The organism is Rathayibacter sp. VKM Ac-2879, from assembly GCF_015351245.1.
Taxonomy (GTDB): Bacteria; Actinomycetota; Actinomycetes; order Actinomycetales; family Microbacteriaceae; genus Rathayibacter.
On the sequence record NZ_JADKSO010000005.1, the window covers coordinates 199,439 to 220,051 of the forward strand.

A 20,613-nucleotide genomic window follows, 5' to 3' on the forward strand; every position below is an offset into this window, starting at 1 on the left:
AGGCGGAGAAAACTTCCGCGAAACATCAGAGCGCTATAGTCGGCCGAATCGCATGCTTGCCTCAAGGCTCGGAAAGGTGAGGAACTGAATGTCGGACTTGTCCGTGAGCGCTCACGCTCGTATTTTGTTTGATGGAAATTGGTGGGTCCGTGGACCCATCTCGAACAAGAGTGTTCAGCGGGAATTCATCTTCGCCTGGGCGCGACGTTTTCCGCACGATCGTCTCTTCGTGGCCGTTCCGCGAGGTGATGTCGCGTCCGCTCGAGCCGAACTTGGTGACGCGGTGCAGGTCGTTCCGACTCGTCTCTCGCCGCAGGGCATTAGCTCAATGATCGAACTCCCACTGATCGCGCATCGCCATAAAGTAGACGTCACACTGACGCACAACTTCACGCCGCTCGTCGGAGCGTCGGCCGTGTTCATCCACGACTTCCTTTTCCTCTCTGATCCGGACTGGTTCACGCGCAAAGAGCGTCTGTATTTCTCTTTGATGCGAGCCTCTCTCGGCCGCGCCGACGTCGTGTTCTCCTCGACATCCTCCGAAGCTCGACGGATCGCTCGCTACGCGCCGCGATCTACGGTCCCGGTCGCCGTAGGAATGGGACTCAGTCCCGCAGTGGAGGGGAATTCGTCCCCCGTGCCGGGGCTGCAGGCCGGCCGCTTCGTCCTCACCGTGGGGCGGTTGAACGCCCGGAAGAACCTCGCTGCCGCGACGGAGGCGGCCCTTCAGTCGGGCGCCGTCTCTCCCGACTTCCCCCTCGTCGTGGTCGGCGAGGCTTCAGGAAAGTCGGCTGAATTGCCGCCAGGAGTGGCGGCAGCCGTCGTCTCCGGTGCGATCGTCTTTCTCGGCAGGGTCGACGATCAGTCACTTCGGTGGCTGTACCGAAACACGGCTCTTTTCCTTTTCCTCTCCCTCGACGAAGGGTTCGGCATGCCGACTCTCGAAGCACTCCATGCAGGCGCCCCCCTCCTGGTGAGCGACATTCCTGTCTTCCGCGAGATCCTCGGGACCAATGCGGCCTTCGTGGATCCGAGACGCGTTGACGCGATCAGTGAAGCCCTCGTCGCGGCGCTTGCCTCGCCACCCTCGGCGCCGGACCGGCGTGCGGTCCTCGACCGATATACCTGGGAGGACTCGGTCTCTGCCATGCGCTCCGCGCTCGAACCCCTGCTTTCGGGTGGCGAGGCCCGATGAACGGCTCGTCGCGGCCCGTTGTCTCGGTCGTTATCGTCACCTACAACAGCGACGCCGTCGTTCACGAATGTCTCAACCTCCTCGGAGCGGATGAGCGTATCGAAGTCCTTGTGATAGACAATCTCTCGTCGGATGGCACCGTCGGAGCTGTCCGGACCCGTCATCCGCACGTGACCCTCATTGAAAACGAAGAAAACGCAGGTTTCGCCAAGGCCGTCAATAAGGCTGCTGCCGCCGCCGCAGGTCGCCACATCCTTCTTCTCAATCCCGATGCGCTCATTGACTCTGAATCGGTCCTCGCACTCGCAGCGAGGCTGGATGACGATCCCGGTCTGGGAGCGATCTCCCCGCTCGTCGGACATGAAGGAACCGACGTCCGAGTGATCGCGGCAGGTCACGCCCCAACGATCTGGAGAATGCTTCTTCATCAGACCGGTCTGTCCCGCCTCGGCTCTCGGGTGCCCCTCCTCGAAGGGCACTATCTTTTTCGCGAATCGTTCGGCACCTCTCTTCGGGAGGTTGATTGGGTGAGCGGAGGATGCGTCATGGTTCCGCAGACCGTATGGCGTAGCGCGGGCGCCCTGACGGAGCGCTGGTTCATGTACGCCGAGGACGTGGAATTCTGTCTGCGGCTCCGCTCCCTCGGATGGCGAATCGCCGTCGATCCGCGAGTGACGGCTCATCACGAGATCGGTGGCTCGTCGGCGGGCGTTGACGGCAGGGTCACGACGGCGTGGATCGAGAATCTCTTCGACCTCTACTCCTGGCGGATGGCGCGATGGTCGATCCAGGTTGCGCTCTGGAAAGGAACGGTTCTCCTCGGTTTCGGAGCACGGCGACTGTTCCTCGGTGCCCGCGCGCTGCTCCCCGGAGCGATCGGAGAGCGGAGTCGTGCAGGGGCGCATCGCTTCCGCGTGTATGCGCGGGGTCTGCAAAGTGCTCGGCCCTCGCGAGTGCGGGAGCCCTTCACCCGAAGCAGTAACGAACGTCGACTCGCTGGAGGAGCCCGATGAGAACCGTCTCCGTCGTCATTCCCACCATTGGTCGTCACGAGCTGCACGCGGCCGTCACGTCGGCTCTCGCTCAGCTGCATCCAGTACACGAAGTCCTCGTCGTCGCCGATACTCTCGACGAGATCGATATTCCCGACGATGAGCGCGTCTGCCTCGTTCGTGTCGGTCCTGGGGCGGGCGGCAACGTCGCTCGACAGACGGGGATCGAGCTGGCGACCGGCGACTTCATCGCTCTGCTCGACGACGATGACATATGGTTCCCGGAGAAGCTGGCGAAGCAGTTCGAGGCGGTCGACGCCGCCGAGGGGGCTGCTGAGACGTGGATCGCAAGTTGTCGTGTCTCGGTCGCCGGTCACGAGCGGGGAGCCCTCGTATGGCCCGACCGCCTGATCCAGCCCAGTGAGTCTCTCGTCGAGTATCTCTTCCTCAAGCGGAAAGTGCGGGGAGGAACCGGGTTCATCCAGGCCTCGTGCCTTCTCTTTCCTCGAGCGCTGGCGTTGACGACGCCGTTCGATCGGTCTCTGCGTTTCCACCAGGACGTCAGCTGGCTCGTCGATGTCGCACATGCCCACCCGAACCTCACCGTCGTGCAGTCGCCGGATGCTCTCGGTGTCTATTTGGTGACCCCGGGCTCGGGATCCGTCTCGCAGAGCATCAAAGCAGACGCCTCGGTCGAATGGGCGCTCGAGAGGCTGGCGCCCGACGGGCGGAGGGTTCTCGGCGATTTCATCTTGACGCAGAGCCTCCTCCTCGCTCGACGCGCAGGATCTCCCCGAGCAGTGCTGCGGATTATGGTCAGAGGGATGTCGGTCGGTCGGCCGGGTCTCCCGGCCGTCGCCTACGGATGTGTCTCGCTCGCCAAGGTCGTGCTTGCTCGGGTCCTCGGTCGTCGCGTCGTCGGCTGACGGGCGGCCGGGTCCTCGACGATCGAGGATCCGAGCGTCACTGTTTGGCGAATGACTGTGTCGTCGAGATCGGCTCGCCTTCCGTCGGGGTCAGAGTGACCTTCGCGACGTAGCTCCCCACCGGCGAGACACTACCGTCATATCTTCTCCCGTCCCAGAGCACCGACGATTCCCCGGCATCGAAGTAGCTCTGATTGACGATCGTTCGGATGACGACGCCGCTTGGTGTGAGAATCTGGACCGTCATGCGATGCCTATCGCCCCCTATCCAGCTGATCTCGGTGGCAGCGCCCGATCCGGCCGCGGGGGCGGACACCGACATCGGTGAAGCCACGAATGTCGGAAGCGCTCCCAAGTCGACATCAATGAGACCGCCCGTCGCGGGAGCGGAAGTCGTGCCGTCGGCATTCGTGACGGACGCCTCCGATCCCGTCACGGGGAGACTTGTCTGGACGTCGTCGGCCGTATAGACCGCCTGCGTGCTTCCTTCGTTGTTCAGAAGAACCGTTCCGTGGATGTTGACGCCATAGTCGGCGGTGATGTCGTCGATCATGATGGTTCCACTGGTGATGCCTGACGTTCCTTTGTAGGCGAACACGTCCGTCAGCTTCATCGGGTAGTCCCACACTCCGTCGTTGTCGCCGCCGGCATGCGTGTAATTTCCGTTCATGCCATCTGAATAGAGGGTCATCTTCTTCCAGCCCGGCACTCCCGAGTTGCCCACCAGCGCTTGGAACCGTTCGCCGGTCGCGTCGAGGAGTTTCAGGTAGATAGGGCTCATACTTCCGTCGCCGTACACCCAGACCGAGACGGCGGTCGGCTCTCCGGGTAGCAGCTGATTGGTGGAGATCTGGCCTCCCTTGGACGTCCCGCTGTAGCTGTAATCGAGGCGGAATCCGCCGGCGCCGCTGTGCCGCGAGGTCGTGACCGAAAGCCGCGCCGAACCGCCGGAAATGCCTGCAGACGTGAATCCGCTCGTCGAGGCCAGGTCGTTCACACGAACAGACGAGTCTAAGGCTGTAGCTGCGGCCGGTCCTGAGGACTCCGCACCGTCGAACGCGGCTCCGATGTCCTTCAGAACGTCGTACGCAGGCTTCTTCCTCCCGTCTTTCGTCGTCAAAGCGAAAGTATCCAGGCGTGCTTGCGGGTTGTCGCCGCCGACGAGGTTGTACCAAGTGATTCCCGCGATGCCTCGTGCCGCAGCGTCGAGATAGGTCTGGGACAGGTACGTGGCCTGGTCGGCTTCGCTCGTCGCTCCATCGCAGTCTGTGCACGTGGGCCACCCGACTTCGGTGATCCATAGAGAGCGTCCGGGCGCCGTCCGTCCCAGGTAACTCGCGGCAGCGTCCAGCCAGGTCTCCGTCTGGCCTGATGTCGGTGCGCCCTTGGAATAGGAGTGGATCGCAAGGCCGTCATAGGACGAGCCTGCGTTCGCGCTTTCGATCCCTCTCATGAAGGACAGGTCGAAGCCTGCCAGTCCTCCGACGAGTACCGTCGCAGAAGGATCGCTGGCTTTGATCGCTGCGTATGTCGCTTTGAGCAGCTGTCCATAGGCCTGCCCGTCTGGGCCCGGCTTCCAATACAACGCGGTATTGGGCTCGTTCCAGACTTCCCAGACATGAACTTTTCCCTTGTAGCGGTCGACGACCGCCGAGGCGTAGTCCGTGAAATCTGAGATGTTGGTGGGCGGATAGTATTCGATGTCGGAGGCCGGTGTGCCGGCGGGTGCCGACGAGGCCCAGGGCGCCGTGTAGACGAGCTTTCCAATCATCTCGACGTTCCGCGCGTCCGTTATCGCTACGGCCTGATCGAACTTAGCCCAGTCGAAGAAGCCTTTCCGTGGCTCCACGCGCTTCCACTCGAACTCCTCTCGGTCGTACCTGAGGGAAGCCTCCTCCATGAGCGCTGCTTGCCGATCGGCTTTGGCTGGGTCGTCGAGCGAGGTCAAGAATGCGTTCACGCCGGCGATCGACCGCGGCTCGTTCGCTGATGCACGAGCTGTCACTCCGGTCGTGTAAGGGTTCGAGGCGACGACATCCGCACTTGAGAGAACTCCATCAGGAGAGGTGTCGTAGGCGAGTTGTGCTTTCACCGATCCCGCCATCGGTTCACCTGAACCATCGGTGCCATCGAAACCTACGGTGATCGGGCCGGCGGCGGACGCCGTTCCCGTGAAGGTTTTCGTGTGGCCCGAGAGGTCGGACAGCGTGAGAGCGTAATCGCCCGGGGCTCCCGCGGTGAAGGATACGGTGGTCGTCTCGCCTGCGGCTGACGAGAATCGCGAATCCGCCGCTGCAGGGATGCTCCATCCCTCGGACTTGACCCGCAGGTTGTCGACGAGCACGGACCCCGTCGCTGGCGCTGTCCCGTTTCGTGCGATGTTGAGACCGAGAAGAGTGAGCGGGTAGTCGAGGACGCCATCGCTGTTTCCGTGGCGACTGATGGCGGGCGGTCGTGTGAGATCGACTGTCGTCGTCGCCCAACGCGACAACCGAAGGGCGTCGGTCAGATAGAGGAAGTTCTCTCCCGTGGCGTCCTCGAGTACGACATAGACGGAGTTGTACGAGCTGTCCCCCTTGAGATCGATCATGAGGGAGGAGATGGGCGCCGTGGCGATCGTCTCCGGCGTACTGTTCGTCTCCAGCGATGCATTCCCTGCGCTGACGTCGTATGCAAGCGACAGCGAGCCGGGTCCCTCCGTCCGATCGGTGGAGGTCGATGTCACGACGCTTCCGGTTCCCGTGCTTACCCATCGACCGTCGTTCGTGTCGAAAGGGTCGACGAGTGTGCTCGCCGAATCCGAGGCTGCGACGGTCACGACGAAGGGGAGTCCGCTCTGGGTGCTCCCGGCGGACGACACCGATCCATCGGGCATCGTGTCGTGAAGGAAGATGCCCGATACCTCGCCCGACATCGCCTGACCGCTATCCGAGCTGCCATCCCAGGTCAGAGTCTGCGGTCCGGCTTGGGTCACCGTCCCGGCTAAGGTTCGAAGGAGCCCGTCAGACGTGCGCAGCTGTAGCGAATAGTCTCCGGGCGTCGCTGCGTCGAAAGAGAGGGCAAGCGGATTGCCGGCCCGGGGGGTGAAGAAACTCGTGGCGGCGGTCGGGGTGGTCCAGCCTGTGGTGATCGCGCGAATGTTGTCGAAAATGACGGACCCGGTCGCAGGCTGGCTGCCGTTTCGAACGACGCTGACGCTTCGTAGAGTCAGAGGCAGGTCGAGAACCTTGTCCTGATCTCCTCCAGAACTTGCGGTGGGAGCCTTCGTCAAGTCCATCGTGGCGGTCGACCACGTCGTAGTCCTCATCGCATCGGCGCGGTAGACAAAGTCTTCGCCCGAGGCATCACGAAGCTTCATGTACACCGTGTTGTACGACGCGTCGCCCTTGAGATCGACTTTCAACGCGGTGATCGGGCTGCTCGTGACAGCCTGCGCCGGCGTCCGCGACACCTCCACGTTCGACGTCCTGATGTCGTAGTCGATCCGCAGGGCGGAGCTTCCCTCCGTCTTGTTAGAGAGGGAGGGCGAGATGGTGGCGGTTCCGCTTGTGGTCGACCACGGTCCCGCACCGGACTCAAACCCGTCGACCAGTGATGTGACGGCGCCCGCGGGGTCGCTGTCCGCGACTGTCGTCATAAGCGGGATGCCCGTTTGGGTGCGGAGCGCGTCGAGGGTGCCGTCCGCCGTGGAGTCATGCTGGAAGACGGCCTTGATGTTTCCTCTCATCAAGGACCCGTTGTCGTCGAGTCCGTCCCAGGGGACCGCCACAGCGTCGCCCGATGTCGATCCGGTGAGGGTACGGACCCGGCCCTCTCCGTCCCGAAGGGCGATCGAGTAGTCGCCCGCGCCTCCGGGCGTGAACGCCAGGGTCGTCGACTCGCCCTTCGAGGGAGCGAAGTACGGTGATTGAGCGGCGGGCAGGCCCCAGCCGCTGGGAGTCTCTCGCAGGTTGTCGAGTGTGACGTTTCCTCGTGCGGGCTGGCTGCCGTTGCGCACCACAAGAACGCGGGAAAAAACAAACGGTGCATCGAGCACGCCGTCGGCATTCCCGCCGGAAGAGCCTGCGGCCGGCTTTCGCAGATCGATCGTGACGGGGTACAGGCTCGATGAGCGCATGGCGTCGACGCGGTACATGAAGAACTCGCCCGTCGCATCGCGAAGCTTCAGATATACCGTGTTGTATGAACCGTCGCCCTTGAGGTCGATCGTGAGAGAAGTCGACGGTGCCGTGAGCACGGGAGAGTTTGAGACGGTGCGCTCGACCTCGGCAGTCCCGCCCGAAAGGTCGTAGTCCAGAGAGAATGAGGACGCGCCCTCCGTGAGAGCTGGTGCTCGTGTGACAGTCGGCGCACCGGCGACGCGGGTCCACTGGCCGCTGTCTCCTTCGAATCCCTCGAGAAGGTTCGGCGTCGGCGCCCCTATTGCCGCACTGGGGAACGCGGCCAGTGACGTGACACTGAGGGCCGCGATCAGAATCGCCACGTTCCACGGTCGCCCGATACGTCTCATAACGTCTCCCAGGGTGCGCGTCATCGCCGATATTGACTATGACATCGGCGCGGACTTTCTCTGATGGGTATATTTCATGCCGTACCGAATGACTGTGCTCGTTCAGGTTCTTCGAAGGTTCCGCATCGCGGCGCCTTCGGTTTCTTTTGTATCTTTTGCGCTGGGTGTCACGCGCTCGTGATGCCAGTTCTTCGAATCCTGTCGGTGCGTGCCTCGAATGCGGCACAGTGCAAGCGTGTCATGGCCCCCCTCCTTGGGGATGGCGAGGTTGTCCCCCAGTCGAGGTACGTAGGACGGCGAGGAACGTCGCGTTTGCGCTCGGGCCGCCAACGAGTCGTTCGTCGCCGAGGGCGGACAGGGTGATCACTCCCCGCCGGGGAGATGCTTCGGTACGTCCGCGGGACACGCGGACCGCTGGTGCCGCTGCGGCGCGATCTCGACGCTCTTGTCGTGCGACTCGAGTGTCAGCGCTCGACGGTCGCCACGCCCGCAGCCGGCTGCTCGTCGGGGTCGCTGGGACGGTGATCGTCGGTGTCGGTGTCGGTGTCGGTGTCGGTGTCGGAGGCGTCAGGCTCGGGCGGCCGGGTGGCGGCCGTCACGATCCCCAGGCCGACCAGATGTTCGAGAAACGCTTCGACGTCCCTCGAGATGGCGACCTCATCTACCCCGTACTGCTCCGCGAGGTCAGAGATCAGATCGGCCAACCGCAATGGTCGCCAAAGAGCAGACCAGACATTCGCTGCCGACGAGGACAAAACGAGCGGGTTCGCGCGCGATCGCGCCAAATCGAGAAGGACCACCCGGTCGTCGTGCTCGACCTCCGCGACCGCGGGTGCTTGGCGATACAGGGAGTCCGAGAAGGCCGGCGACACCGGACTAGCCTTCCCGACGAGCTGTTCATCTTCTTGGGGTGACGTCGAGAATTCGAAGGGTGCCGGTGACGAAAAGACGGGCGGCCGTCGGTTGCCGCGAGAGTCTTCCCGAGAGGAGGGGTCGATCGTGAGCTGCCTCAGCGCCCGACGTTCTTCGATAATCGTCTCGAGTGCGACAGGAAAAGCCCGCGCGCCGTCTATCAGGCGCGCGACTCGGCCGAAAAAGAGGCCCCGTGGCGTTGGCGACGTATCGGGGTGGTCCGTGAGGAAATCGGACGTCGACGGAAAGATCGCCTGCCTGAGAATACGAGGAGCGGCCGACGGAGATGCATTCAGCAGTGTTCGTATCCACTGTGCCGACCGATTGAGCTGGCGCGCGTTCTGCCGCCATTCGAAGTACTCTCGCGTCGAGGGCGCGTCCTCGGTCTCGATGTGGCCCAATTCTGCCAAAAACGGGCCGAGCGTATGGCGCGCCTCCGTCGTTGAGGCAAGCGCCACGATCTCGTCGGTGATCTGTTCCGAGTCATGTCGAGAAAGCACCGCCGATACCGCATCACTGAGTTCTTTCTGATGCCGCTCGATAAAGGGAGAGCGAAGTGAATGGAGAGCGGCAATGACGACGCTGCCTACGAAATCCGGAGCATTGACGTTCTTTCCGGCTAGATTGAGCGCCTCTCGCCTGGCCCACAGCGCCTCGAAGACCACGTCGGCGTCGGCAAGAAAACCTGGATAGGACACATGCAGATCTATGTCGCATGGCCATTCCTCGTGAAGGAGAGTTATCGAATGCGTGACAAACGCGCTATGCGCAAAGGACTCCGGTCGGCTCACCCATCCTCGGCTGCTGAGGCTCCGGAGGAGTGCTTGCGTCTCGGAAGCAGGGACGAGAACGTCTATGTCGGCAGATACCCGTGGAGGTCGGACTCCGCGCGCGTCGGCCACCGGGCCTTTGATGAATAACACTCGTATATCATCGGCGTCGGCGACATACTGAACGAGCGCATGACCGAGCTCCACCGCATCGCCGAGGGAGAGCGGCGACGTGACGGAGTCATCGACGTACGTCGTCATGCTCCTCCTCGTACGGCCCCGAGCGGGTTGGATGCTTTTTCACGTTGCCGGCTGACCTGAGCCGATCCCTTTAGCTTAGAGCGCCCGCTTCGACAGCCAAGTCCTGCTCTCTCCGCCACGGGCTTCGCCCGCTCGACGCAGGGACCTTGATTCGCCTCACTTCATCGATGGACGAGCGAGGATCGGTATCCACCGCGGCGGCGGCGCACATCGCGTCGTCGTGAGCATCTTGAGGTAGCCGGCGGTCTGATAGGCGTACTCGAAGATCCACCCTCCGAGGTCTGCCGGCTCGGCCGATGCCCTCATCCATGTACGGCCGTCCCAACATCGGGCGAGGATGAGTCGCGCGCGTTCCAGGTGCGGCGTCTGTGTGATCACGATCACGTCTTTCCAGCCGTTCCGTTGAGCCAACTGGGCGAGTACCTCTCCCTCTCCGCTGGTGGTCTCGGGTACAGCAACAAAGCAGATCACCACGATGGTGGGGTCGTCGCAGACCGAGACATCTCGCTCTCCGACAGGCGCGATATAGTCCGCCCACCAGACCGAGACGACGAGGGTCTTGGCGATTCCCGCGACGACCATCCGCCGGGCAAGCTCGGTCCTTGCGTGAGTCGCAGGCCCGAGGACGAGGACCGCATCTGCGTGCTCCGGCACGTCGTCCTCCCGCGGGAAGACGTACACCCAGGTCATCCCGGCAAGAAGCGCTGCCACCACGGCGGTCAAAATACGTATCGGCGTCTTGAGCCGAGACCGCCTGGTGGGTGACGTGGCGTCAACGATGGTTGCTTCCCCAATCGGTCCTCGGAGGGAGACGTTGTCGCAGCACACGAGAAAGGGATGCCGCGCGCCCCATCTATGGTGTCGTCGACGAGGCAGGACGCGAATACTCCTGCACCAAGCGATCCGACACTGCGCCCAACCACCCGAGACCGCGTGTGATGTGGCACGTGTCCTTCAGGCGGAGGCCTTTGCCCACAAGGAGAGCGGCCGCCGTTCGCAGCACACCGTACGCGATGTTCCCTATTCCCTTGGCGGCCAGCACCGGCCGCGAGGTCGTCGAGAGGAGCAGCCGACCCGAGACGTTATCGAGTCGAATGTAGCGACGCATCACCCATCTGAAGGTCAAGCGATCTGCGGGAACCCGTTCCGAGACTCGAGCGGAAGGCGACCACGCGACCCGGGCGCCCTGCTTGAGCAGCGGAGTGAAGAAGGCGGTGTCGCTCCCGCCGGTGCGAGAGAAGGCCTCGTCGAAGCGGGGATCGCCGGCAGATCGGAGAAACTCCGTGCGGACAAGCGTGTTGTTGGTCGCGGGCATCCGCGCCGTGATCCCCTCCTCTTCGTCGGGGCGCTGGATGTATCCTCCGCGCTCGATCCAGGCGGGGCTTCCTGCGGGAAAGAGAGAATCCACCGGCCCGCAGACGATGTCGGCGTTCAGCTGGGTCTCGACGCGCAACAGATGCCCGAGCCACCCGCTCGACACGACCTCGTCGTCATCGACGAACACGATGTGAGTCGCGGAGCTTGGCACGCGGTCGAGGGCGGCGTTTCGAGCTGCGGCGATACCAGGCTTCGGCTCGATCGCGTATACGAGGGGTACAGAGGCGGCGTCCGCGATGGCCTTTCCCGATCCGTTCGCGTCGTTGTCGATCACGATGACGCTGAACGGCGTACGAGAATATTCCTCCTCAAGAGAATCGAGTAGTTCTTGAAGCAGACCGGGCCGCTTATACGTCGCTACTGTGACGACGACGTCGTGGTTCACCGTCGTGCCGTCACGAACGATCGACCAGCGCTGGCCTCGATCGAGGCGTGTCTCCTGTTCGCCGGAGGGTGAGATCGCCCCACGAGGACAGCTCCGTCTCCTGTGACGATGGGCGCTGTGGTCTTCGTCATGAGGCTCTCGACTTTCTTGGCGGAAGGAAAGTGCTCGCGCGCGCTGGTGCGGGCTACTCGAAGTAGTCGACCTCATCGTACTCAGTCCGCTCGGGCCGGCAGGGCGCGGCTACTCCTCGATACTGTCCCCACTCGGGGGGCTTCAGCCGTTCGAGGCCGGTCCGTGAGGTGACGGTGCCACCGTCAGGGGGGTGTGGTCGGGAAGGTTTCCTCAGCCGAACCCTGGATCCCCTAGGGCGCCCTACGGTCCGGTTATGCGTAGGGCACGAGAGTGACGGAGACGAGGCGCGCCAGCGGGGCTGCTGTCGCGATCGGCTCGGCGCGGGTGGGCAGGAGAATGATGTCTGGTTTCCGTTTCTCGTCGCTTGTCGTTGGCGCAGTGGTGAGCGTTTTTCTTGTCGGGATGGTGAGCCCGGTCAGTGCGGCGTCGGCCGCCCCGACGGACACGGTCGTCGAGAACTTTGATGACGGCGCGGTTTCATGGACGACGGCCTCGGGCAGTGGCACGCTCTCGACGGAGGCCACCGCACCGTCGGAGGGCACGGCTGCCCTTTCGCTCGCCTACGACGTCAGTGCGCGCGCCTTCGAGATCGGACGGACGCAGACCCCGTCGGACTTTCCGGCATCTGCTTTCAGCGCCATGAAGCTCGATTTCCGTGGCGACGGAACCTACAACACGCTCTACATGCGTCTCCGCGATGCAACAGGAGAAATCTTCTATTATCGGGTCGGCACTCTGGACAAGACTAGTTGGACGACGAAGACCGTCGATCTCACGACCGCGCCCACATCTGCAACAGGCGGTAACGCCAACGGTATTCTCGATGCGCCCCTCTCGCTCTTTCGATTCACTGTCGTCCGTAATGGCACCCAGCCTGCGACCGGATCGGTCAGCGTCGACAACCTGCGGGCGGTTGACGGCGGCGCGGCGGGACCGACAGCGACTCCACGGCTCTTCCCGGCAGGATCGAGCACTACGCTCTCGTTCGTCGTCGGAGCCGCCTGCGACTGGCGCCTGCGACTGACTGACTCGTCCGGCGCTCAACGCGTCCTCTCGGGGACAGCCAGCTCTGCGGGAAAGAAGAGTGTCACGTGGGACGGGCTCTCCGACTCCGGGACGAGCCTTTCCGGCGCCGTCTCGGGATCCCTCTCTCTCACGGATGTCGGTTCGAGCCGTCCCGTCGTGACGGGGGTGCCCTACCTGGCGGGTATCTCTGCTCGCCCGGCCTCGGCCACGCGCCAGGCGATACTGGGCGCAAACACGGCGATGTCGTCCTACGAGGGGTTGGCCACAGCCGACGCTGAGGCGAAGCGGTTGGAGGATTCGGCCGCCGGCTATGCGCGCGAGGAGTTCGAGTGGAATCGCATCGAGCCGCGGAAGGGATATTACGACTGGGCGAAATTCGATCAGATGGTGTCGGTCGCCGAGGCCCGCAACATCAAGATAGTCGGAAAACTCGTCTATTCTGCCGATTGGGCATCAAGCGCTCCGGCTGGGACGCCGGCTGCCTCTGTGCGGTATTACCCGCCAGCGCAGATGAGTGACTGGCAGGACTACGTGAGTCATACGGTCGCGAGATACGCGGGGAGGGTGTCGGCCTGGGAGGTGTGGAACGAGCCCAACCTGGACAAGTATTGGGCGCCTTCTCCGGACCCTGTCAAGTACGCCGCCATGCTCACGACCAGCTATTCGGTGATCAAGTCCCTTGATCCCGCCGCGGTCGTTCTCGTCGGCGGACTCGCTGGAGGCTTTTCCGAGGGCTTCATGTCGGCCGTGAAGGCGAACGGCGCCGGTAACTCCTATGACGCGATTGCGCTTCACATGTACGTGGTGGGACCGCCGGAGAGCAGCGCAATCGATGGCTGGTTCAGCAGTGCGCAAACATGGATTGCCCGGAACGCCCCCGGCCGTCGTATATGGATCACAGAATTCGGCTGGACGACCTGCGACGGCTGCGCCAACAAGGCGACGGAAGACCAGCAGGCGCAATACCTCTCCCGCTTTGCGATCAAGGCCGCCGCAGAAGGGGTAGTGAGCGCGCTGTGGTACAACCTTCGCGAGAACGGTACATCGGGCAGCTCGATCGACAGCTATGGGCTCATCGAGCGCGGCGGGCGACTGAAGCCCGCCTACGGCGCGTTCCAACGTTTCGGCCAGGCGACAGCGGGCTCGACGGCGATCGGTGCGGCGAACCCCAGCCCGAGTGGCTCGACCACCGTGGTCGAGGACTTCGCGTCGACCGCAGGGATCTCCCGATCCTCGCTGGGCACGAATGGCTCGACCGGTCTGAGCGTCACGTCGAGCAGGCTGGCTGGAGCGGGTGCTCTCGCCGTCGACTACAACTACTCGTCGGCCGGCGCCACGGGCAGCCTCATCAGCCTCAATAGACCTGTGCCGGGTAAGCCTACTGCGTTATCCCTCTGGGTGTATGGAGACTCGAGTAATCATTCCGTATTTCTCAAGTTCAAAGACTCTACGGGTGAGTCCTTCGAGTCTAAGATCGGAAGTGTCGGAACGGCGAAGTGGAAGCGAATGGTCTACTATCTCGACGGCGGGAACCCCACGCAGTCCCATTCAGGGGGGAATAACGATGGAGTGGTCGACTATCCCATTGTGGTAACGGCGATCAGCGTCTATAAATCCACGTCCGGAGTGACAGCCGGCCGATTCATCCTCGATGATCTGAGCGCGCACGAAGGAGGCGCGACCCGGGGGACGGTGTTCCTCGGAGACTCGAAGATCACCCAGGCGGTCTACATGCTCACTTCCGCGGACGCGTCACTGGCTGTCCCGGGTACGAGCGCTCAACTGAGCGGCCCGGCGGGCGTCTCGACCCCGGCGGTCGTCGACTCTCGAATCACTGCTGCTCTCTCGCCCGTTCCGGTCTTTGTGGCATCGCCACCTGACGCGAAGACGACGTCCGGGAAGGCTCCAGTGGTGCTTCGGCTCGTGCTCGGCGACCGTTCGAGCCTTACCATCAAGGTGATATCGGCGAGCGGTACCGTCTTGAAGACGCTCGCGAGCGTTCAGAGCTATTCGTCCGGTCCGCGGAACATCTCCTGGGACGGTCTTCGCTCCGACGGTGCAGTTGCTGCACCCGGCGCTTACCTCTTCCGCGTCTCCGTAGCCGATGCTGGTGCGACATCGAGTATCGACGTGCCGTTCGTGCTGTCATGACCGCCACGTGCTCGTCGGCCTCTCGGGACATGCCGCCTCCGCCCGTCAAGCGACGTTCATTGCGCTGAAGTCGTCCGCGAGGTCAGCACCTGCGTTGCGGTCTCGACGTAGTAAGGAGCGCGCAATTCGGAGGGAACGACGACCTCGGCGCTTGCCGCGCCGCGGATCACGTTGCCCTGCATGTACAGATCCTCGCCCGCCGATTCGATCAGGATGCCGTGAGGCATGACGGAATTCGATGCGGAGCTCGAGATGACGTTGCTCGAGATGCTGAGGTGCGAGGGCGGTCCTCCAGTGGTGGCCGTCGCGACGATGCCTCCGCGCCAGCTCGGCTTGGCATCGGAGCGGGTACCTGGATCGCTGACGACATTGGCGGTGACGGTGAGCTCTGAGACGCCTTCGATCTGGATGCCTGTCTTACCTGACGTGATGACCTGGTTGGTGGAGACCGTCGCATCCACGGGGCGGGCATCGCTGTCGAAGACATGAATGCCGAAGTCTTTCGCAGAGCTAATTCGGTTCCCGCTCACACGTACGCCGTTCGCTCCGCTGCCGACGAAGATTCCGACGAGAGTGGTGGAGAGCACATTCTCTGAGACCGACACGTTCTTCGCCGTCTCGCCGGCGACCATCACGCCGGTATCGATCGAACTCTCGACGATGTTCCCGACGACGCTCACGTCGGCTGCCGAGATGGAAAACGCTGCCGGGCTCGGCGCCGACACCTTCTGTACGTCCGTCACAGTGTTGTCTCGGATCGTCACCGAGTCGCAACCGTCGCTGACTCTGACAGCGAAGTCGTTCATCTTCGAGAAGGAATTCCGGGCGATCGTCACGTTCGATCCCGTGGCGGTGCCCGCGCCATAGGTGTGGATCGCGGGAGCCATGCGTTCGAACGCACACTCCTCGACCACGACGTCCGAGCAGCCTTGGATCTGAAGAGCGACCTCTCCAGGTTTTTGCGCACCGCCGTCGAAGCGTATTCCGTGGACGGTGACCGACGAGATCTCCTGCAGAAGGACGAACGGGCCGTTCGCCCCGTCGGCGAGGCGTATCGTGCTTTGCAAGAAATCGGCGCCTACCAAGGTGATTCCCGAGCGCATCCGTAGTCGGCTGGCGATGAGCAGCACTCCGGGTGGGAGAGTGATGACGGTGCCCTCCGCCGCGGAGGCGACGAGATCGTTGAGCAGCTGAGCGTTGTCGGTGGCACCGTCCGCGATGAGCCCCGAGGCGGCCGTCGCCAGCGGCCGACCCTGGTCCAGGTCGTACTCGTCCAGTCCAAACAGCTTCTCGCGTCCCGCGGCCGCTCCAGCGAGGGCGCCTGCCGCGCCCCCTCCGAGGACGGCGACGAGCAACGTTCGTCGAGTCGTGAGCGACATCTTCGGGCGCGGGGGGCGTACCGGCGCCTTGCCGTTCTCGGCCGGCTCCTCTGGCTCACGCTGCTCAGGCATTCGTCGCCCGCCGCGGTAAGGCGCGATTTGTGGAACCGCATCGATCGAGGAGCATGAGTTCTCGGTTTCTCTCGGGGGTTGCCGTGCACGACGTCGAGGCCACGTTAGGTGCGGTGCATGGAGAAGAGCCCAGAGAGGGCCGCCAGCGGAAGCGGATGGAAAATTGCCGAATCGCGCTGCGAAGCCGTCACTCGCCGCGGGCCTGGCCGCTTCTCGGCGGGCGTGACGAGCCCGTACTATAGGACTCACCACTCGCAAAAGGAGCGCTCTGATGATCTGCCCGACCATCACGTCTCGACCTCCGGTCGCCGCGCTTCTGGCGAGCACGTGCGCATGACGCGGTGGTCTCTCGCGCGACGGGTGGCGGCGACCGTTGGGTCCCTGTTGGTCGTCGCGGTGGTCATTCTCGTCGCAGGCCCCGAGTTCACTCTCCTCGGTGCGATCGGTCTCGCGCTCGTGCTCATCCTCGTTCGTCGTCCTGTGCTGGGGCTTCACCTCCTCGTGCTCCTCGTTCCGTTCAATGGGCTCATCACGCAGATCACCGCGGGTGGCGCCATCGCGACGATCTATGGAGCCAGCAAGGACTTCCTCCTCCTCGGCCTCCTCCTCGTCGCGCTCGTGTCGGGTCGGCTCAGAAGAGTTCCCCGCTGGCTGGTGGGCCTGGTGGTCCTGATGGTGACTGTTCCTCTCATCGCCGGCGTCTTCACCCCCTCTGTCGCCCAGGCGAGCTACGGCTGGCGCAATGATTACGAGCCGCTCCTCCTCCTCATCGTGGTTCCCGCCCTTCTCGATCGCCGGTCCGTAGGACGACTCCTGGCGGTGTTCGTGGGGGCGATGGAGGTGGCTGCGGCCACGGCGCTGGTGACGTGGTCGATCGGGCTCCAGTGGCTTCTCGACATCCAGATCCTGCCCGTCGCGCGGCAGGAGGACTTCCCCACGTCTTTGTTCAGCTCGGGAAGTCTGCGACCCCGTGCATTCAGTCCTTTCGTGGGCCCGAACGAGATGGCGGTCGTCATGGCGGCTACGCTCGCCGTGATCTGGCTCCTTCCACGTCTCCGCGCGTCTCACCGCCTGCTGCTCTCGGCTCTACCCGTTGCGGCGATCATGCTCTCCGAGTCCCGCAGCGGCATTCTCGGAATGGCCGTCGTTCTCAGCGTCCTCGCGGCACATGGCATTCATCGGCGGTCCCCTCTTCTTACGGGGGGTTTCATCATCGCGGCTGTCGCGACGGTGGCGGGAGGCGCTTTCCTCTATATAACGAACAAGCTGGGAGAGGACGGTGACCCGTCGGTGGGTGGCCATTCACTCAGCCTCGAAGCCGGCATACAGACGATGTTCGAGCATCCATTCGGTCTCGGTCTCGGCGTCGTCGGTCCGCGGGCCGAACAGTACGCGGATTCGTATCGTGTCGAGAGCTTCTTGCTGCTTCTCGCGCTCGAGTCCGGTATCGCCGTGCTCCTTATTTTCTTGTTCCTCCTCGTCCGTATCTGTCGAATCTCGGTGAAGGCTCACGGAGGCCTGGGCTTCCTCCCCGTCGCCGTGCTGAGCGCGACGGCGGTCAGTCAGATCGTTCTACCCACCTTCCAGGAGGGGGCGGTGAGCTTCCTCATCTGGCTGCTCGTGGGGGCGGGTCTCGTGATGATCTTCACCTCCGACTCCGCAGAGGGGGCGGAAGCACTCGCCACCACGGCCGACACGGGACGGATCGGACGCGGCACTCCGTCCGCGCGAGGCGGCATGCCCAGATCCGCTCGGGTGAGGCCTCCTGTGGGCGCACCCCGCCGTCGATGATGAAGACCTCGACCTAGGGCGTGTTTGCTCAAGGTCTCTGCTGCGCGCGTGATTCATGGCGACAGCTGGACAGTAGGCGGCGCGGCATGGGGCAGAGGACGGAATTCGACGGGTCGGGAAACATGCCTACCCGGCCATCGTGTCGGGGGTCGCCGAGGCTGGTGAGATCATGATGCGTCAACGTGCGGCTGACGTCACCGAGACTCAGGCGCACCACGATTGTGACTTCCCGCCACTCGCCCAGGGCCTTGAAGCGCTGCGCGACGAGTCGGCTGAAGCCCAGACGTCGTCAGAGATCTCAGCGCGGGACACACGTCGCCCTGGACCCGGGAATCAGCTTTCAGCAACACGTTCTCGCGTTGCCGCATGCTGTGGGCGTCACGATGGGCGCCTCGCGTCGAGAGATACGCGGCATGCCCTCGGCGACACAGTTCAGCGCCGGACAGGCTCCCGGATGAGCGTCAGCAGTGCATCCTCGTAACGGTCGCAGACGGACTGCCAGGAGTAGTCGGATATGGCCCGCTCTTGCACGGCTGTCGCAAAGCGTTCTTGGAGAACAGGATCGGCCATGAGGGCGTCGACATTCGCGGCGATCGCCTCAGGGTTCGGAGAAGTGAAGACCGCGTTGCTCCCGAGGACTTCGCGATTGTAGACGGTGTCCCGGGCGACAATCGGAATCCCGCAGGCCATCGCCTGGACCAGTGCAGGGTTCGTTCCTCCGACACTATGGCCGTGGAAGTACACCCCCGCGTGACGCCAGAGAGACAAAAGCAGGCGATCGTCACTAACGTGCCCGAGCCAGTGGATGTTTGGCGACGAGTCGGACAGGGCTTTCGCTCGGTCGTCTAATTCTCCGCCGTACCCGGTCGATCCGACGATGACGATGGGCCAGCGTGCGCTCAGCGTCTCTGTTGCATCCATGAACTCGCCGATGGAGTTCTCGGGCACGAAGCGGGCGACGACAAGGATATATCCCCGATGGGTGAGGCCTTCTTTCACGGGCAGCTCCGGCGGCACGTCGCCACCGTATGGCACGAAGACCCCGTCGCGCCCGAAGTCTCGACGCCACCTCTCCCCGATGGCCTCCGCATCGAAGAGCAGCTCGTCACCGACCATCGCAGTCATCTTCGCACCGGCGCGGAACATCGCCTTCGCGGCCCGACCCCACTTCGCGCGGTCCCATTCGATCCCATCGACGTTCACGAGAGTCGGGATGCCTCGAGCTTTGAGGAGGGGAAGCCAAAAGCCATTGGCGACGTTCATGACAAGTGCCACGTCCGGTTTCCGGCGAGCCGCGTCGAGGCAAGCGGTGAGGCCGTAGCTCAAGGTGCTGAGCGATTTCGATTCAATGCCGCGCGTCTGCCGGCTCACCACCCGCGGGTCCAACCCAGGGTCGTCCGTCTTGGTGGAGCCAGGGCGTCCATAGACTGTGACGTCCCACCCGTGTTCCGCGAGGTGCGGCGCGATTCTCCGGACCGCGGTCTCGAAGCCGCCGTAGTAGCTCGGATAGCCGCGTGTACCGATAATGGCTACTGATCTGGTCACGCATCTACTCCGGTCTGCGCCGCGTACTTCTCCTCGGTCGCCGCCTTCTGCGGACGCCACCACGACTCGTTCTCGCGGTACCACTCGACGGTCGCGGCCAGGCCGGACTCGAAGTCGGTGTACCGGGGCTCCCAGCCGAGCTCTGTCCGGAGGCGAGTGGAGTCGATGGCGTAGCGGAGGTCGTGTCCGGGGCGATCGGTCACGTGGTCGAAGGAGTCCTCGGCCTGGCCGAACTCGGCGAGGATCAGCTTCACGACCTCGAGGTTGTTCTTCTCGCCGTCGGCACCGATGAGGTAGGTCTCGCCGATCTCGCCGCGTTCGATGATCGCCCACACACCGCTGTTGTGGTCGTCGACATGGATCCAGTCGCGCACGTTCTCGCCCGCTCCGTAGAGCTTGGGGCGGATGCCGTCGATGACGTTCGTGATCTGCCGAGGGATGAACTTCTCGACGTGCTGGTAGGGGCCGTAGTTGTTCGAGCAGTTCGAGATCGTGGCCTTCACGCCGAAGGAGCGGACCCAGGCGCGTACGAGCAGATCGCTGCCGGCCTTGGTCGAGGAATAGGGGCTCGAGGGGTTGTAGGGGGTCTGCTCGGTGAACTTCGCCGGATCGTCGAGCTCGAGGTCGCCATAGACCTCGTCGGTCGAGATGTGGTGGTAGCGCACGTCGTGCGTTCGGACCGCCTGCAGAAGGGTGAAGGTTCCGATGATGTTCGTCTCGAGGAACGGGGCCGGGTTCTCGAGTGAGTTGTCGTTGTGCGACTCCGCGGCGAAGTGCACGACCAGCTCGCTTTCGGAGACGAGCCGGTCGACGAGCTCGGCGTCGGCGATGTCGCCCTCGACGAAGGTGACGCGGTCGGCCACCGGTGCGAGGGAGTCGCGGTTGCCGGCGTAGGTGAGCTTGTCGAGCACGGTGATTCGCGCGTCTGGGCGCTCGCGAAGAGTGAGATGGACGAAGTTGCTGCCGATGAAGCCGGCGCCGCCGGTGACCAGGATCCGCACGAGTGCTCCTACAGGTTCGAGAAGGAAGAAGGGGGAGTGGAGGGCAGGGCGAAGGCTCTCGTGAGTGACGCTAGCGCACGCCCACAGCGGGACTCAGGACGGCGAGGCCGCGCGTCCGAGTTCGGGGAGTCGTTGGAGGTAGGTGCCGTAGCCGCTTTTCACGAGGGGCGCGGCGAGAGCAGCGAGCT

Annotated in this window: 12 protein-coding genes; 5 read left to right on the plus strand and 7 right to left on the minus strand. The window is 63.7% G+C overall.

What is annotated here, in order from left to right:
• Positions 1-88 precede the first annotated feature (88 nt).
• The 3 genes from ITJ45_RS13380 to ITJ45_RS13390 are packed head-to-tail and all read left to right on the plus strand — an operon-like array spanning position 89 to position 3,113.
• Positions 89-1,195 (plus strand): glycosyltransferase family 4 protein, encoded by a 1,107-nt coding sequence (locus tag ITJ45_RS13380; protein ID WP_194610542.1) that lies wholly within the window; start codon positions 89-91, stop codon positions 1,193-1,195.
• On the plus strand, positions 1,192-2,208 hold the full coding sequence (locus tag ITJ45_RS13385) for a glycosyltransferase family 2 protein (RefSeq protein ID WP_194610540.1): 1,017 nt from the start codon (positions 1,192-1,194) through the stop codon (positions 2,206-2,208). Before ITJ45_RS13380 ends, ITJ45_RS13385 begins: the two co-directional genes overlap by 4 nt.
• A complete protein-coding gene (locus ITJ45_RS13390) occupies positions 2,205-3,113 on the plus strand; it encodes a glycosyltransferase family 2 protein (protein WP_194610538.1) in 909 nt (302 codons plus the stop codon). Before ITJ45_RS13385 ends, ITJ45_RS13390 begins: the two co-directional genes overlap by 4 nt.
• A 37-nt stretch (positions 3,114-3,150) precedes the next feature.
• On the opposite strand, the gene ITJ45_RS13395 is transcribed toward ITJ45_RS13390, so the two are convergent.
• From ITJ45_RS13395 to ITJ45_RS13410, 4 genes are all read right to left on the minus strand, one after another.
• Positions 3,151-7,647 carry an endo-1,4-beta-xylanase gene (locus ITJ45_RS13395; RefSeq protein ID WP_194610536.1) on the minus strand — a complete coding sequence of 1,499 codons (4,497 nt, stop codon included), beginning with the start codon at positions 7,645-7,647 and terminating at the stop codon, positions 3,151-3,153.
• 440 nt (positions 7,648-8,087) lie between these two features.
• On the minus strand, positions 8,088-9,566 hold the full coding sequence (locus ITJ45_RS13400) for a PqqD family peptide modification chaperone (protein ID WP_194610534.1): 1,479 nt from the start codon (positions 9,564-9,566) through the stop codon (positions 8,088-8,090).
• Between the two features lie 156 nt (positions 9,567-9,722).
• Positions 9,723-10,394, minus strand: a complete 672-nt coding sequence (locus ITJ45_RS13405) for a hypothetical protein (RefSeq protein WP_228500807.1) — start codon at positions 10,392-10,394, stop codon at positions 9,723-9,725.
• A gap of 25 nt (positions 10,395-10,419) precedes the next feature.
• On the minus strand, positions 10,420-11,328 hold the full coding sequence (locus ITJ45_RS13410; RefSeq protein WP_194610530.1) for a glycosyltransferase family 2 protein: 909 nt from the start codon (positions 11,326-11,328) through the stop codon (positions 10,420-10,422).
• A 402-nt stretch (positions 11,329-11,730) separates the two neighbouring features.
• Here ITJ45_RS13410 and ITJ45_RS13415 point away from each other — a divergent pair, with 402 nt between their 5' ends.
• Positions 11,731-14,637, plus strand: a complete 2,907-nt coding sequence (locus ITJ45_RS13415) for a FlgD immunoglobulin-like domain containing protein (protein ID WP_194610528.1) — start codon at positions 11,731-11,733, stop codon at positions 14,635-14,637.
• A 56-nt stretch (positions 14,638-14,693) separates the two neighbouring features.
• On the opposite strand, the gene ITJ45_RS13420 is transcribed toward ITJ45_RS13415, so the two are convergent.
• Complete coding sequence (locus ITJ45_RS13420; protein ID WP_194610526.1) at positions 14,694-16,376, minus strand: right-handed parallel beta-helix repeat-containing protein; 1,683 nt, start codon at positions 16,374-16,376, stop codon at positions 14,694-14,696.
• A 45-nt stretch (positions 16,377-16,421) separates the two neighbouring features.
• Between ITJ45_RS13420 and ITJ45_RS13425 the strand changes: the two genes are divergently transcribed.
• Positions 16,422-17,879, plus strand: a complete 1,458-nt coding sequence (locus ITJ45_RS13425; protein WP_194610524.1) for a hypothetical protein — start codon at positions 16,422-16,424, stop codon at positions 17,877-17,879.
• Between the two features lie 432 nt (positions 17,880-18,311).
• Here ITJ45_RS13425 and ITJ45_RS14365 read toward each other — a convergent pair whose 3' ends face one another.
• Both ITJ45_RS14365 and rfbB read right to left on the minus strand, forming a co-directional pair.
• Positions 18,312-19,424: a glycosyltransferase gene (locus ITJ45_RS14365; RefSeq protein ID WP_194610522.1), complete on the minus strand. Its 1,113-nt coding sequence runs from the start codon at positions 19,422-19,424 to the stop codon at positions 18,312-18,314.
• Positions 19,421-20,425: a dTDP-glucose 4,6-dehydratase gene (rfbB, locus tag ITJ45_RS13435; RefSeq protein WP_194610520.1), complete on the minus strand. Its 1,005-nt coding sequence runs from the start codon at positions 20,423-20,425 to the stop codon at positions 19,421-19,423. The genes ITJ45_RS14365 and rfbB overlap by 4 nt, the downstream gene beginning before the upstream one ends.
• Positions 20,426-20,613 lie beyond the last annotated feature (188 nt).

Bases quoted from the DNA above. Each gene is read 5' to 3' on its own strand.
- ITJ45_RS13425 (WP_194610524.1), top strand. From the start codon at position 16,422: ATGACGCGGTGGTCTCTCGCGCGACGGGTGGCGGCGACCGTTGGGTCC.
- ITJ45_RS13380 (WP_194610542.1), top strand. From the start codon at position 89: ATGTCGGACTTGTCCGTGAGCGCTCACGCTCGTATTTTGTTTGATGGA.
- ITJ45_RS13390 (WP_194610538.1), top strand. From the start codon at position 2,205: ATGAGAACCGTCTCCGTCGTCATTCCCACCATTGGTCGTCACGAGCTG.
- ITJ45_RS13395 (WP_194610536.1), bottom strand. From the start codon at position 7,647: ATGACGCGCACCCTGGGAGACGTTATGAGACGTATCGGGCGACCGTGG.
- ITJ45_RS13420 (WP_194610526.1), bottom strand. From the start codon at position 16,376: ATGGTCGGGCAGATCATCAGAGCGCTCCTTTTGCGAGTGGTGAGTCCT.
- ITJ45_RS13400 (WP_194610534.1), bottom strand. From the start codon at position 9,566: ATGACGACGTACGTCGATGACTCCGTCACGTCGCCGCTCTCCCTCGGC.
- ITJ45_RS13385 (WP_194610540.1), top strand. From the start codon at position 1,192: ATGAACGGCTCGTCGCGGCCCGTTGTCTCGGTCGTTATCGTCACCTAC.